This window comes from Blochmannia endosymbiont of Colobopsis nipponica, from assembly GCF_014857065.1.
Lineage (GTDB): Bacteria > Pseudomonadota > Gammaproteobacteria > Enterobacterales > Enterobacteriaceae > Blochmanniella.
In genome coordinates, this window is record NZ_CP046533.1 from 629,663 (window position 1) to 644,196 (window position 14,534).

Annotated in this window: 12 protein-coding genes; 10 read left to right on the forward strand and 2 right to left on the reverse strand. The window is 30.1% G+C overall.

Annotated features, from left to right (window positions below; genetic code table 11):
* The first annotated feature begins 155 nt into the window (after positions 1 to 155).
* The 10 genes from guaB to dapA all read left to right on the forward strand — a co-directional run bounded on the left by guaB (position 156) and on the right by dapA (position 11,109).
* A complete protein-coding gene (gene guaB / locus GN160_RS02880) occupies positions 156 to 1,622 on the forward strand; it encodes an IMP dehydrogenase (RefSeq protein ID WP_225624839.1) in 1,467 nt (488 codons plus the stop codon).
* Between the two features lie 51 nt (positions 1,623 to 1,673).
* The gene (guaA, locus tag GN160_RS02885) at positions 1,674 to 3,260 is read left to right on the forward strand and encodes a glutamine-hydrolyzing GMP synthase (RefSeq protein WP_192380210.1); all 1,587 of its coding nucleotides are present in this window, start codon (positions 1,674 to 1,676) and stop codon (positions 3,258 to 3,260) included.
* Between the two features lie 204 nt (positions 3,261 to 3,464).
* Positions 3,465 to 4,277, forward strand: a complete 813-nt coding sequence (locus GN160_RS02890) for an urease accessory protein UreD (RefSeq protein ID WP_192380212.1) — start codon at positions 3,465 to 3,467, stop codon at positions 4,275 to 4,277.
* Between the two features lie 20 nt (positions 4,278 to 4,297).
* The gene (locus GN160_RS02895) at positions 4,298 to 4,600 is read left to right on the forward strand and encodes an urease subunit gamma (protein WP_192380894.1); all 303 of its coding nucleotides are present in this window, start codon (positions 4,298 to 4,300) and stop codon (positions 4,598 to 4,600) included.
* Positions 4,601 to 4,631: 31 nt separating this feature from the next.
* On the forward strand, positions 4,632 to 4,940 hold the full coding sequence (locus tag GN160_RS02900) for an urease subunit beta (protein ID WP_192380213.1): 309 nt from the start codon (positions 4,632 to 4,634) through the stop codon (positions 4,938 to 4,940).
* Positions 4,941 to 4,962: 22 nt separating this feature from the next.
* On the forward strand, positions 4,963 to 6,660 hold the full coding sequence (ureC, locus tag GN160_RS02905; RefSeq protein WP_420021983.1) for an urease subunit alpha: 1,698 nt from the start codon (positions 4,963 to 4,965) through the stop codon (positions 6,658 to 6,660).
* A 135-nt stretch (positions 6,661 to 6,795) separates the two neighbouring features.
* Positions 6,796 to 7,476: an urease accessory protein UreF gene (locus GN160_RS02910; RefSeq protein ID WP_192380217.1), complete on the forward strand. Its 681-nt coding sequence runs from the start codon at positions 6,796 to 6,798 to the stop codon at positions 7,474 to 7,476.
* 46 nt (positions 7,477 to 7,522) lie between these two features.
* Entirely contained in the window at positions 7,523 to 8,137 is a 615-nt protein-coding gene (ureG, locus tag GN160_RS02915) for an urease accessory protein UreG (RefSeq protein WP_192380895.1), read from the forward strand.
* 523 nt (positions 8,138 to 8,660) lie between these two features.
* Entirely contained in the window at positions 8,661 to 9,287 is a 627-nt protein-coding gene (gene upp / locus GN160_RS02920) for a uracil phosphoribosyltransferase (protein WP_192380219.1), read from the forward strand.
* A 940-nt stretch (positions 9,288 to 10,227) separates the two neighbouring features.
* Complete coding sequence (gene dapA, locus GN160_RS02925) at positions 10,228 to 11,109, forward strand: 4-hydroxy-tetrahydrodipicolinate synthase (protein ID WP_192380220.1); 882 nt, start codon at positions 10,228 to 10,230, stop codon at positions 11,107 to 11,109.
* 213 nt (positions 11,110 to 11,322) lie between these two features.
* Here the strand turns inward: dapA and dapE are convergent, their stop codons facing one another.
* A complete protein-coding gene (gene dapE, locus GN160_RS02930; RefSeq protein ID WP_192380222.1) occupies positions 11,323 to 12,459 on the reverse strand; it encodes a succinyl-diaminopimelate desuccinylase in 1,137 nt (378 codons plus the stop codon).
* Between the two features lie 56 nt (positions 12,460 to 12,515).
* Positions 12,516 to 14,513 (reverse strand): transketolase, encoded by a 1,998-nt coding sequence (gene tkt / locus GN160_RS02935; protein ID WP_192380224.1) that lies wholly within the window; start codon positions 14,511 to 14,513, stop codon positions 12,516 to 12,518.
* Positions 14,514 to 14,534 lie beyond the last annotated feature (21 nt).

Consider the following 14,534-nt stretch of genomic DNA (forward strand, 5'->3'; position numbering starts at 1 on the left):
GGTTAGAATTATATATAGATTTTTTTGTTTTGAATCCTAGTGCTACAAACTGTAGATTTGTTTTTTTTAGATTAAGTGTTATAATCTAAAATTGTATTTTCATCATAATTTTATTAATCGAGTAAAATTTGTAATTATTTTAATAAATTTTAATTATGTCGCGTATCTTAAAAGAAGCTTTAACTTTTGATGATGTACTGCTTGTACCTAGATCTTCTGCTGTATTACCTAGTATGGTAAATCTTAGCAGTCGATTAACTAAAAAGATTGTTCTTAATATTCCCGTGTTATCTTCAGCTATGGATACAGTTACTGAATCTCATTTAGCTATTGCTTTAGCGCAAGAAGGGGGTATTGGTTTTATTCATAAAAATATGTCTGTTGAACGTCAAGTTAAAGAAGTTATTCGTGTGAAACGTTATGAAAGTGGTATAGTTACTAATCCTCAATGTGTCAGTCCTAATACTACATTACTACAAGTAAAAGAATTAACTCTTCGTAATGGATTTGGTGGATATCCAGTGATAATTGGAAAAAAACAATTGGTAGGTATTATAACCGGTCGTGATATTCGTTTTATAAATAATTTAAATATGTTAGTATCAGAGGCGATGACTACTAAAGATAAGTTAGTGACCGTTCAAGAAGGAGAATCTCGTGAAGTTGTTATAAATAAAATGCATGAAAAACGTGTAGAAAAAGCATTGATAGTAGATAATAATTTTCATTTAGTAGGTATGGTTACAGCTAAGGATTTTGAGAAGGCTGAACGTAAACCTAATGCCTGTAAGGATATGGAAGGTAGGTTATGTGTCGGAGCAGCAGTTGGTGTAAATGTTGCTACTACTGAGTATCAAATCGATAAATTAGTTGCAGCTGATGTTGATGTATTGTTAATTGATTCCTCTCATGGTCATTCTAAGTTAGTATTACAGTTTGTTAAAGATATTCGTATCAAATATCCTAATTTACCTATCATAGGTGGTAATGTAGTAACTGGTAAAGGAGCTCTTGCATTAGTAAGAGCTGGTGTAGATGCCGTCAAGGTAGGTATTGGTCCTGGCTCGATTTGTACCACCCGTATTGTTACGGGAGTTGGTATTCCTCAAATTACTGCTATTTTAGATGTAGCAGAAGCTTTGAAGGATATCGATATTCCAATTATTGCAGATGGAGGTATTAGATTTTCTGGAGATATTGCTAAAGCTATAGGTGCCGGTGCAGCTTGTGTGATGTTAGGTTCGTTATTTGCTGGTACTAAAGAATCTCCAGGACAAATGGAGTTTTATCAGGGTAGGTCTTTTAAAACTTATAGAGGCATGGGTTCTTTATCTGCTATGTCTGATGGTTATGTAGATAGATATTTTAGTAGTAATGAATCTGTACGTAAATTAGTACCAGAGGGTATTGAAGGTAGAGTACCATATACAGGATCTTTAAAAGAGGTGGTTCATCAACTTATGGGAGGCGTGCGTTCTTGTATGGGCTTAATGGGTTGTAAGACTATTGATGATCTTCGTGCCAAAAGTAAATTTGTTCGTATTAGTAATGCTGGTATTAGAGAGAGTCATGTTCATGATGTTGTTATTACAAAAGAATCACCTAATTATCGTCTTGGATAGACAAGATAAAATATATTTATATAACTGAGTTTAGATCGTTATTATTTAGATATGTGTAATTTTAATTTTTATAAGGGTCGTATTTTGATCCTAGATTTTGGTTCACAATATGTTCGTTTGATAGCTAAAATAATTCGGGAGCTTGGTGTATATTGTGAAATATGGCCATGGAATGTGACTGAATTGCAAATAAAGAATTTTCATCCTAGCGGTATTATTCTTTCAGGAGGGCCGGAAACAGCTATGTACGTACATAGTTCAAGAGCTCCCGCGTGTGTGTTTTGTCATAATATTCCAGTATTAGGAATATGTTATGGAATGCAAACAATGGTTGTTCAACTAGGAGGTAAAGTTCAAACAAATAATTTACAACGTGAATTTGGTTCTATAAAAGTTAATATAATTAAAAATGATAATTTATTGATTAATAACATTTTTGATCTTATAGATAAAAAAGGTAATCCAATATTAGAAGTATGGATGAGTCATAATGATACGGTATCTGTTCTTCCACCAGATTTTATTATTCTTGCTGCCACTACGAATTGTCCTACAGCAATTATAGTTGATGAGCAGCGTTCTTTGTATGGAGTTCAATTTCATCCAGAAGTTACCCATACTATACAGGGACGTCGTATCTTAAAAAGATTTGTTATTGATATCTGTCAATGTAAACCTACATTAAAATTGAATTTAGTTGTAGAAGATATACTTTTGAATATACGTAAATTGGTAGGTTATGATCAAGTTGTTCTTGGATGGTCTGGTGGTGTTGATTCTTCAGTTACTGCTTTATTATTGCATCGTGCAATTGGGGAAAAATTGATTTGTTTATTTGTTGATAATGGGCTGTTGCGTTTAGACGAAGAATATGAAATTATTAAGATGTTTTGCAAGGATTATAATATAAATATTATTTGTCTTTCAGAAGCAGAAAGATTTTTCAATGCTCTTGTTGGTGTATTAGATCCAGAAGAAAAGCGTAAAATTATTGGAAGAGTATTCATAGAAATTTTTAAAGAGCAAATGCAATTTTTAGGCAATGTAAAGTGGTTGGCTCAAGGCACTATTTGTTCAGATGTTATTGAATCTACTCAATCAAATAATATTCAAATTTCTAATATCAAATCACATCATAATGTTATCGGTTTACCTAAAGATATGACATTTGGATTAATTGAACCTATAAAGTATTTTTTTAAAGATGAAGTTCGGGATATAGGATTAAAAATTGGTTTGCCTGATTATGTGCTTTATAGGCATCCTTTTCCTGGACCAGGATTTGGTGTTAGAATAATAGGTGAGGTAAAGAAAGAATATTGTGATTTGTTACGTCAAGCCGATTCAATTTTTATTGAGGAATTGAAGAAATCAAATTTATATTATAAAGTTAGTCAAGCTTTTGCTGTTTTTTTATCAGTACGTTCAGTAGGAATAATGGGTGATAATCGTCAATATGGATGGGTAATTGCTTTAAGGGCTGTGAATAGTATTGATTTTATGACTTCACAGTATACTTATTTGCCTAATGATTTCCTTACTGTAGTTTCTAATAGAATTATCAATGAAATTAAAGGTATTTCTCGTGTAGTTTATGATATTTCTAGTAAACCTCCATCTACTATTGAATGGGAATAATAAAGCATTTGAAATTATATAAAATTTATATGTTATTATTGTAATTAATGTTGTTGTTTTTATTTAATAAAATTGGAGTACATCATGAAATATGTGATGGTTTTGTTTTAGACATATTTAAAAATAAAATTAAATATGATTTGTAGAAATTGTTTGAAAATATATTAATACCTTTGTATTTTATTAGTAAATAGTTATAAGCATATGCGTGATTTTTCTGAATGGTTAGGTACATTAGAATTAGGTTTTGGTTTTTCTAATGGGCGAACGGTTCTTGTTAAATATAAACATTGTGGACCATTTTTGATACAAAGGCCGTTTTATCCTGAGGGTGATAGTCTTCCACATGTTTATTTATTGCATCCTCCCGGAGGATTAGTTGGAGGTGATAGATTGGTTCTTGATGTTAATTTGTTTTCTTCTACAAGGGTACTCTTAACAATGCCAAGTGCTAATAAATTTTATCGAAGTGCGAAGTCACATGTTGTAATAAATCAACGTTTTATTATTGGTAGTAATAGTACATTGGAATGGCTACCTTCTTGTAGTATTTTTTTTCCTAAATCTAAAGTGATTATAAATACTATTTTCTTTTTGGCATACTCCTCTCGTCTTATTGGTTTTGATTCATTATGTTTTGGTTTTCCCGCATTACAAGAAGTTTTTGAGGGGTGTACGTTAATTAATAATTTATGTATTAATTTGCCTAATCATGTTGGTTTACGAGATAAATTAAAAATTAATCAGTATTCTTTAAAGAAATTAGGTGGACATCAGATAAGTTCTACATTTTTTGCTATACCGGTAAATCAATTTATGCTTGACGAAGTGAGATCTTATTTACAGAGTAGTAATATTAGTTTTTTTGGTGCCACTCTTTTAGATGATTTGTTGGTTGTAAGATTATTGGATAATGATAATCGTGTTGTAAATAGAATATTACGTTGTATGTGGGGTATAATACGTCCTTCAATTATTGGTTGTAAAGCTGTTCCTCCGCGTATTTGGTTAACTTGAAAAAGGATAGTTGGATTATTATGCATTTATTAGCACGTGAGAAAGATAAATTGTTATTATTTACAGCAGCAATTGTAGCTGAAAGACGTCGCGCACGAGGTTTAAAGTTAAATTATCCAGAAGCTATAGCTTTTATTAGTGCTGCTGTTTTAGAAGGTGCTCGTGATGGACAGAATGTTGCAGAACTGATGAGTTTAGGTAAACGTATATTAACCAGGGAAGAAGTTCTGGAAGGAGTGCCAGAGATGATTAAGTTTATACAAATAGAAGCTACTTTTTGTGATGGAACAAAGTTAATTACTATACATCAACCAATTATTTAAATGGATTTATAATATAAATGAGAATTGAATAATGATTCCTGGTGAAATGCATCTTCTTGAGGGAAATATAATGTTGAATATGAAACATAATCGTATTTCGATTACAGTAGCAAATCATGGAGATCGTTCGATTCAAGTTGGTTCTCATTTTCATTTTTATGAAGTTAATTCTGCTTTAAAGTTTAATCGTGTAGTTACTATTGGTTTTAGATTAGATATACCCTCAGGAACATCAGTGCGTTTTGAACCAGGACAATTAAGAGATGTGTATCTTGTGAATTATACAGGCAGGCGTAAAGTATATGGTTTTTGTGGTTTAATAATGGGTAAATTATTATAAAGGAGTAATAAATGTGAGTATAATGACTCGTCGTGCATATGCTGAAATGTTTGGGCCTACTGTAGGAGACAGTGTGAGATTAGCTGATACTGATTTATGGGTGCAAGTTGAAAAAGATTTTACTTGTTACGGGGAAGAAGTAAAATTTGGTGGAGGCAAAGTTATTCGCGATGGAATGGGGCAGAGTCAAATGGTATCTGGTAAGTGTGTTGATTTAGTATTAACTAATGCATTAATTATTGATTATTGGGGTATAGTAAAAGCTGATATAGGTATTAAAGATTCTCGTATTTTTCTTATTGGTAAAGCTGGAAATCCAAATATACAGTCAAATGTTACTATTCCGATTGGTCCATGTACTGAGGTTGTAGCTGCAGAAGGTAAAATTATTACAGCTGGAGGTGTTGATTCTCATGTACATTTTATTTGTCCTCAGCAAATAGATGAAGCAATTTGTTCTGGGATTACTACTATGATTGGTGGAGGTACTGGTCCTGCTACAGGAACTAATGCGACAACTTGTACTCCCGGACCTTGGTATTTGAAACGTATGTTGCAAGCTGCTGATGTGCTGCCAGTGAATATTGGATTTTTGGGTAAAGGTAGTTCTTCTCTACCACTTGGATTAGAAGAACAGGTATATCATGGAGCTATTGGGTTAAAGTTACATGAGGACTGGGGTGCTACTCCAGCAGCAATTGATTGTTGCTTGGATGTTGCAGATCGTTTTGATATTCAAGTAGCAATTCATACAGATACTTTGAATGAATCTGGATTTATCGAAGATACACTTGCTGCTATTAAAGGTAGAACTATACACGCTTATCACGCTGAAGGAGCTGGAGGTGGTCATTCTCCGGATATTATTAAAGTTTGTGGTGTTGAAAATATTTTACCTTCATCAACTACTCCTACTATGCCTTATACTATTAATACAATTGATGAACATCTAGATATGTTAATGGCTTGCCACCATCTTGATTCTAGTCTTCCAGAAGATGTAGCGTTTGCAGAGTCTCGTATTCGAAGAGAAACTATTGCGGCTGAGGATATATTACATGATTTAGGGGCTTTTTCTATGCTATCTTCTGATTCACAAGCTATGGGTCGAGTTGGTGAGGTGATAATGCGTACCTGGCAAACAGCTCATAAAATGAAATTACAGCGTGGGTTTTTAGAACAGGATATCGCTTTTAATGATAATTTTCGTGTAAAACGTTATATTGCTAAGTATACTATTAATCCTGCTATTTCTCATGGTATTTCCCATGAGGTTGGTTCTATTGAAGTAGGTAAATTAGCAGATTTAGTATTATGGTCTCCAGAGTTTTTTGGGGTAAAACCAGATTTGGTTATTAAGGGAGGCATAATTATTTCTTCTTTGATAGGAGATCCTAATGCTTCTATTTCTGTATCTCAACCATTGTGTTATCAGTTAATGTTTGGAGGATTAGGTAAAGCCAAACAGTCGGTACGTATGACTTTTTTATCTCAAATAGCCTACAGTAATGGTGATTTAGTTGATAATCTTAAGTTAAACAGTTTAATTGGAAAAGCATATTGCTGTCGCTCTATAAACAAGAATAGTATGATTCATAATAATTGCCAACCGTTTATTGAAGTTGATTCTCAAACCTATGAAGTTCGTGCAGATGGTAAGTTATTAACTTGTGATCCATCAATTACATTACCTATGACGCAACGTTATTTCATTTTTTAATTTTATTATGCTGTGTATCCTAAATTGTTTTTACTTAAATTTTTTTAATTTTATAGTATTTTAATGCTTTAAGTATCCGTTTATATAACATTTTATATTTGAAAGATAGATTAATTAGTATTTTAACAAAATTTTATGAATAAAATTGATAATTGTTCTTTATTACATTTAATGCAGTTAACTAGCTCTTTCTTTCCTTCTGGAGGTTTTGCATATTCTCAAGGATTAGAGTCTGCAGTTAAACTTGGTTGGTTAAATTCTACAAGTGAATTTGAATTCTGGCAAACTTGTATTATTAATGAACAATTAACTTATTTAGATTGGCCGATGCTTAAACGTATGTATTTTTGTATTCAAAATAATGATCATAGGCGATTATTATTTTATGTTGATCAACTTTTATCATTTCGTGAAACTTTTGAATTACGTATGGAAGAAAAAGAAAGGGGACGAGCTTTAGTCAGATTGATTACTCATTTATCATTTGAATTAGAGGAGTGTTGGTTATTATCGTGTCAAAATAGTATTCTTGCTTCCATATCTTGGCTAGGATGTAGATGGAAGATTCCTTTGAATGCATTAGCTATGGGTTACGCTTATGTTTTTATAGAAAATCTAGTTACAGCTGGATTAAAATTAATTCCATTTGGCCAGGTTAGTGCTCAAAAATTTTTAATGAATTCTTTCAAATTGTTACCTGATGCATGGCAAAATGCAAATTTATTGACGGATGATGAGTTAGGTAGTAGTTTTCCATTACAGTCTATTGCTTCTTCTTATCATGAAATTCAAAAATTTCGTTTGTTTCGTTCTTAATTTTAATTTTATTTTTATGTGTATAATGAGGGTTATTTTGAAATTGATTAGACATTATAACAATCCGTTTCGTGTGGGTATTAGTGGTCCTGTTGGCTCTGGGAAAACTGCTTTGCTTGAGGTATTATGTAGATCTATGCGTGATTTTTATCAATTAGCAGTAATTACTAATGATATTTATTCCAAAGAAGATCAACAGATTTTAATTAAAGCTGGTGCTTTAGACGAAAATCGTATTATTGGTATTGAAACCGGTTGTTGTCCACATACTGCTATTCGTGAAGATGCTTCAATGAATTTTACAGCTATTGAAGAATTAATACGTAAATTTGAAAATTTGGATATTATTTTTATAGAGAGTGGAGGTGATAATCTTAGTGCTAGTTTCAGTCCTGAATTAGTAGACTTAAATATATGTGTTATTGATGTATCTGGGGGTGAAAAAATTCCTCGTAAAGGAGGTCCAGGTATTACTTGTTCTGATTTTTTAGTTATCAATAAAATTGATTTGGCTGATCATGTAGGAGCATCTTTAAAGATTATGGCGAGAGATACTAATAAGATGCGTTCTAATCTCCCTTGGATATTTACTAATTTGAAATTAAGTGAAGGATTTCATCCATTAATTGATTTTTTAATCAAAAAAATGCATTGTGGATAATAGTTTCTTTTATTAAAATTAGGATAGTTTTATTTAAATATTAGAGTGAAGTTTAATACAATTAAAATATTAATTAGTTTATATGTAATGCATATTTTTAGGTTTATTACAGTAATTATAAAATAAGAGCTAGATTTTAGGTTATATTTTGTATAAACTTTATTAAAATAAATTTCTGAAGTTATTTTATGGCTATTTCATTTATTTATTGTTTTTAATTTTTATTTTTGTAGATAACTTTTAAAATAGAATGTTAAATTCATATAATTTATAATTTTGAATATTTGTTGTTTTATGAAAATTCGTTTGTGTTTTTATTTATACATTAATAATGTATTGTATAAAGATTAATGTAAATTGTTCAATTGTTAGTTGTGATCCAATTTTATTAGATTGTTATTTTTATGTTTTATTTAATAAGGTCATTTTATAATTTTTATCTTAAAATAAATTTTATATTTTAAAAAAAGAGATTTTAATCTCATAATTTTATTTGTTAATATTTAAGTTTGAGAAGGTTGATGTGAAAATTTTTGAGATTGATCATCCATTGGTGAAACATAAATTAGGTTTAATGAGAGTTCATGGAATTAGTACTAAACGTTTTCGAGAATTATCTTCAGAATTAGCTAGTTTGTTAACTTACGTTGCAACTTCTGATTTGGAAACTGAAACTGTAAGTATTATGGGTTGGTGTGGTATAGTTAAAATAGAAAGAATTAAAGGTAAAAAGATAACTGTAGTTCCTATTTTGCGGGCTGGATTAGGAATGATGGATGGAGTGTTGGAAAATTTACCTAGTGCTCGTATTAGTATATTAGGAATGTATAGAGATGAGTGTACTTTAAAGCCAGTTCCTTACTTTAAAAAAATAGTATCTAATATTGAAAAACGTATGGCTATGGTTGTAGATCCTATGTTAGCTACTGGAGGGTCAATGATTGCTGCTATTGATTTATTAAAGCAAGCTGGTTGCCAACATATAAAAATATTGGTATTAGTTGCTGCTCCTGAAGGTATTACAATGTTGGGAAAACAACACCCAGATGTTGAATTATATTTAGCTGCTATAGATCAAAAACTAGATAAAAATGGTTATATTATACCTGGTCTTGGAGATGCTGGTGATAAAATTTTTGGAACTAAATAAATATTTTAATAATTTAAATTAGAATGAAATTTTATGAAAATTTTGTTATTTTTTATCTTTAAATATTTAAAATTTTATGTTATTACAAAAGATATTTAATTTTCATTAGTATATTTAATGTTTGAAATGTATTAATAAGTTTTGTTGTTATTCTATTTTAAAACATATATTACGTATCATTTTTCTTTTTACAATAAATCTTGTGGTTGTTAATATTATTTATATGTATTTGTTATTTTCTTATTTTTATTTTGGTAATTTACTGACTGATCGTATATTTCGGTTGGTTAAATATTGTTCTTTAGTATATGATTTATAAAATTTAAGAGTTTCAGAAGTATAGATTATATATGATCTTTTATGAATATTGTGATTTTTTATTTTACATAAGTTGAAAATTTGCTTATTTTCTGAATTTTCATATTAATTTAGTAATGATTTTAAAATAATTGATAGTTTTATAGAATGGTCGTTATTTATTAGAAGTTAATATCAATGATAATCTATATTTTTTATTCTTTTATTAAAAAATTTTTATTTTCTACAATTTTAATATTGTTTATTTATTTAATTTACAGAATCGAGTTTTTAAGTAAAATAAATAGAAAATAAATGTAATATTATACATAATTTTTATTATGTTATTTAAAATTATTTTTTAATAAAATAATTTTGTGTTTGTTGTTCTATTTTTGATTTTGTGTAAAATTTTTTATTTTTAGTGTAATATTGTATTTTGTATATCTGGTTATATTTCACGAATATGTTAGTCTATTATTAAATTAAATATAGTTAAAGAAATTCTAATTTATTTGCAACTCTTGTCTATATTGAAAATGGTAAATATTATTATATTTAGTTATCAGTGTGCAGATAACTATATTAATATATTGTATGTATATTTATCTTAATTAAGATCTGTTTGATGGAGGAATGATCGATGTTTACGGGAAGTATAGTTGCATTAATTACCCCGATGGATTCAAAAGGTTCCATTGATCAAAATAGTTTAAAAAAATTAATTGACTATCACGTAGTTAACGGTACTAATGCGATTGTTGCAGTGGGTACTACAGGAGAAATGTCAGGTTTAACTAATGAAGAGCATATTGATGTTATAATGCGGATTCTTGACATGAGTGACGGCAGAATACCCATTATTGCGGGCACTGGAGCTAATTCTACTACTGAAGCTATATCGTTAACTCGTTGTTTTAACAATACTGATGTAATTGGATGTTTAAGTGTTACTCCATACTATAATAGGCCAAATCAAGAAGGATTATTTCAACATTTTAAAGCCATTGCTGAAAATACTGATTTGCCTCAAATTTTATATAATGTTCCTGTGCGTACTGGTTGTGATTTATTACCACATACAGTTGCTCGTTTATCCCAGATTAAAAATATTATAGGTATTAAAGAAGCTACAGGTAATTTGAATAGAGTTAGTCAAATACGTAACGCTGTTAATAATGATGATTTTATTTTGCTGAGTGGAGATGATATTACTGCATTAGATTTTATGCAATTAGGAGGAAAAGGTGTTGTTTCAGTGACGGCGAATGTTGCTGCGAATAAGATGGTACAGATTTGTAATTTAGCGTCTGAAGGTAAGTTTATAGATGCACGTCATGTTAATGATTGCTTGATATCATTACATAAAGCATTATTTATTGAAACTAATCCTATACCTGTAAAATGGGCTTGTAAAATTTTGGGATTGATTACACATGATAGTCTTAGATTACCCATGACTACTTTATCTTTTTCAAATAAAAAAATTGTACAGCAAGCTTTAATACAAGCTAATTTATTATAATATATTTAAATTTAAGTTATTAATATAATAGGTTGTGGTGTTTAGGTAGATTTTTTTGAGGATTTTTTGTGTTTTAATTATTAATTATATTTAATTAAATTTATATTATTATGATGTTAATGATTGTTTTATATATATAACAATTTTAAGTAGATTTAATAACTATCTATATATAATTTATAAAATATGTATATCGGTGATGTTGTTGTTTCATTAAATTATTAAAAGTTCCATAATTCTTTGGTATATCATACTAAGTGAATATAGGTCATTGACATTAACGCATTCATTTATTTTATGAATTGTTTTATTAATTAGGCCTAGTTCTACAATTTCAGTATTTTGCATTTGAGAAATAAATCTTCCATCAGAAGTTCCGCCTGATATTGAGATTTGTGGCGTAATTTTTTGGTAATATTTAATTGTTTTACTTACAGCATCTACTAAATCACCATTATGACTTAAATAAGGTTGAGCGGATAGATTCCAAAAAATATTAAAGTTTAAATTATATTTTTTTATGATCTCTTCTACTTGAAAACGCAGATTATTTTCATTAGTTTTATTGTTAAAACGAATATTTAGTTTTATTTTTAATTCTTTAGGTATTAGATTATTTGTTTTTGTTCCAGCATTTATATTGGTGATTTGCATCGTAGTAGGTGGAGATATTTTGTTATTTGCATCCCATGTTTGAGATATTAAATCATTTAAAATTGGTACTGTTAAATGTATGGGATTTTTGGCTAAATGTGGGTAGGCTACGTGTCCTTGTATACCATGTATTTGTATAGTTCCGTTTAATGAACCTCTTCGTCCATTTTTAATTGTGTCACCTATTTGGTAAATACTAGATGGTTCTCCAATCAAACAATAGTCAATGTGTTTTTTATTATTTATTAGGTATTGAATAATTTTTTTTGTACCGTTTTTTGCTATACCTTCTTCGTCAGATGTAATTAGAAAGAAGATTTTACCTTTATGATTAGGAAATTTATAAATAAATCTTTCAGTTGCTGTTATCATGGAGGCTATAGCTCCTTTCATATCTATTGATCCTCGTCCGTATAAAATATTTTTGTGCAATGATCCTCCAAAGGGTGGATGGGACCAATCTTTAATATTACCGCTTGGAACTACATCTGTATGCCCAGAAAATGCTAAAGTTTTTCCTTCTCCTTCTCCTCTCCATGCTAAAAAATTTGAAGTATCAGCGAAATTAATTTGTTTTATATTAAAATCTAAATTTTTTAATCGATTGATTAAAATAGATTGACAGCCGTTGTCATTTGGACTAATTGATTGTCGCTTAATTAATTGTATAGTTAATTTAATAATAGAATGTAACATTGTAATATATTTTGGGATAATGGTTTAATTTAAAACTAAATTTTAGATTTAAATTATTATTTCTTTAATAATTTATGTGCTTTTAATATTATATTTTCTACAGTAAAACCAAACAGTTCAAATAATTTTTTTGCTGGTGCAGATTTTCCAAAGGTTTTCATGCCAATTATTATTCCGTCTAACCCGACATATTTATACCAACAATCCGTACTTCCAGCTTCAATGGCAATGCGTGCTTTCACAGAGTCAGGTAGTATAGTTTTTTTATATATTTGGTCTTGTTGTTCAAAGATATACGTAGAAGGCATAGATACAACTCTTATATTAAATCCTTCATTTTTTAATTTTTGATAAGCTTCAACTGCTAATTCTACTTCCGATCCTGTAGCGATAAGAATAAGTTCAGGAAGAGTTTGACAATCTTTCAAAATATAACCACCACGGGAAATGTATTCTAATTGTTTTTCATTACGCATTTGTTGTTTTAGATTTTGTCTTGAAAGTATTAGGGCAGTTGGTCCTTTGCAATTTTCAATTGCGTTTTTCCATGCTATCGCAGTTTCTACTTGATCGCATGGTCTCCAACAATTGATATTAGGAGTCATTCTGAGAGATGCTAATTGCTCTATAGGTTGGTGAGTGGGCCCATCTTCTCCTACGCCGATGGAGTCATGTGTATAAATCATTATATGCCTACTTTTCATCAATGCAGCCATGCGTACAGCGTTACGTGCATAATCAATAAATGTTAAAAATGTTGCAGTATAAGGTATAAATCCCCCATAATTTGCAATGCCATTGCCTATAGCTGTCATTCCGAATTCTCTTACACCATAGTGTATATAGTTGCCTGCATGGTTATCAGTTATAGATACGGATTTAGACCAAGTGGTTAGATTACTTGGTGTTAAATCTGCTGATCCGCCAAGTAATTCTGGCAATATGGTACCAAGAATTTCCAACGTATTTTGCGAAGATTGTCGAGTAGCTATTGTTTTAGGATTATCTTGTAAAAATTTAATAAATTTTTTTATTTTTCTTTGCCAATCCTTAGGTAACTTTTTTTGTATTCGACGACATAATTCTTTTGCTAGAATTGGATATTTTTTTGCGTAGTTGTTAAATTGTAATTGCCAATTAAGTTCTTTTTCTTGTCCCTTTTTTTTAGCATCCCAGTGCTGATAAATATCATCTGGTATTATAAAGCTTTCTGATTTCCAATTTAAGGCAATACGAGTAGCAGCAATTTCTTCTTTTCCTAATGGAGCGCCATGTGCATTACTAGTGCCACTTTTTTTTGGGGACCCAAAAGCAATGATAGTTTTACAAATTATTAATGTTGGTTTATTTGTAACAGATCTAGCGTTTTCAATTGCAGCTTTGATATCGTTGCTATTGTGACCATTTATGTCGGATATTACCTGCCAACCGTATGCTTTAAAGCGCTTTTCTGTATCGTCTTTAAACCATCTGTTTATTTTTCCGTCGATAGAAATGCCATTGGAATCGTAGAACGCTATTAGTTTACCTAGTTTCATGGTTCCTGCTAGAGAACATGCCTCATGTGAAATACCTTCCATCATGCAACCATCACCTAAAAATACATAGGTATAATGATCTATTATGTTAAATTCATCACGATTGAATTGTGAAGATAAAATGTGTTCTCCAATAGCTAAACCTACAGCATTAGCTACTCCCTGACCTAACGGTCCAGTTGTTGTTTCAATTCCATCATCATGATTGAACTCTGGGTGTCCGGGTGTTTTAGAATTTAATTGTCTAAAATTTTTTAATTCTTCTATTGATAAATTGTATCCTGTTAGGTGCAGTATACTGTATAGTAACATAGATGCATGTCCATTAGAAAGTACAAAACGATCACGATTTAACCATAATGGGTTTTTAGGATTGTGGTTCATATAGTCTCGCCATAATACTTCTGCGATATCAGCCATACCCATTGGTGCGCCTGGATGTCCAGATTCTGCTTTTTGTATTGCGTCTATACTTAAAAAACGAATTGCATTAGCAAGTTTTTTTCTTAATTTCATCGAGATGTACTCCTATAATTG

Bases quoted from the DNA above. Each gene is read 5' to 3' on its own strand.
- ureC (WP_420021983.1), top strand. From the start codon at position 4,963: ATGACTCGTCGTGCATATGCTGAAATGTTTGGGCCTACTGTAGGAGAC.
- guaA (WP_192380210.1), top strand. From the start codon at position 1,674: ATGTGTAATTTTAATTTTTATAAGGGTCGTATTTTGATCCTAGATTTT.
- GN160_RS02890 (WP_192380212.1), top strand. From the start codon at position 3,465: ATGCGTGATTTTTCTGAATGGTTAGGTACATTAGAATTAGGTTTTGGT.
- GN160_RS02895 (WP_192380894.1), top strand. From the start codon at position 4,298: ATGCATTTATTAGCACGTGAGAAAGATAAATTGTTATTATTTACAGCA.
- guaB (WP_225624839.1), top strand. From the start codon at position 156: ATGTCGCGTATCTTAAAAGAAGCTTTAACTTTTGATGATGTACTGCTT.
- dapA (WP_192380220.1), top strand. From the start codon at position 10,228: ATGTTTACGGGAAGTATAGTTGCATTAATTACCCCGATGGATTCAAAA.
- tkt (WP_192380224.1), bottom strand. From the start codon at position 14,513: ATGAAATTAAGAAAAAAACTTGCTAATGCAATTCGTTTTTTAAGTATA.
- GN160_RS02900 (WP_192380213.1), top strand. From the start codon at position 4,632: ATGATTCCTGGTGAAATGCATCTTCTTGAGGGAAATATAATGTTGAAT.
- GN160_RS02910 (WP_192380217.1), top strand. From the start codon at position 6,796: ATGAATAAAATTGATAATTGTTCTTTATTACATTTAATGCAGTTAACT.
- dapE (WP_192380222.1), bottom strand. From the start codon at position 12,459: ATGTTACATTCTATTATTAAATTAACTATACAATTAATTAAGCGACAA.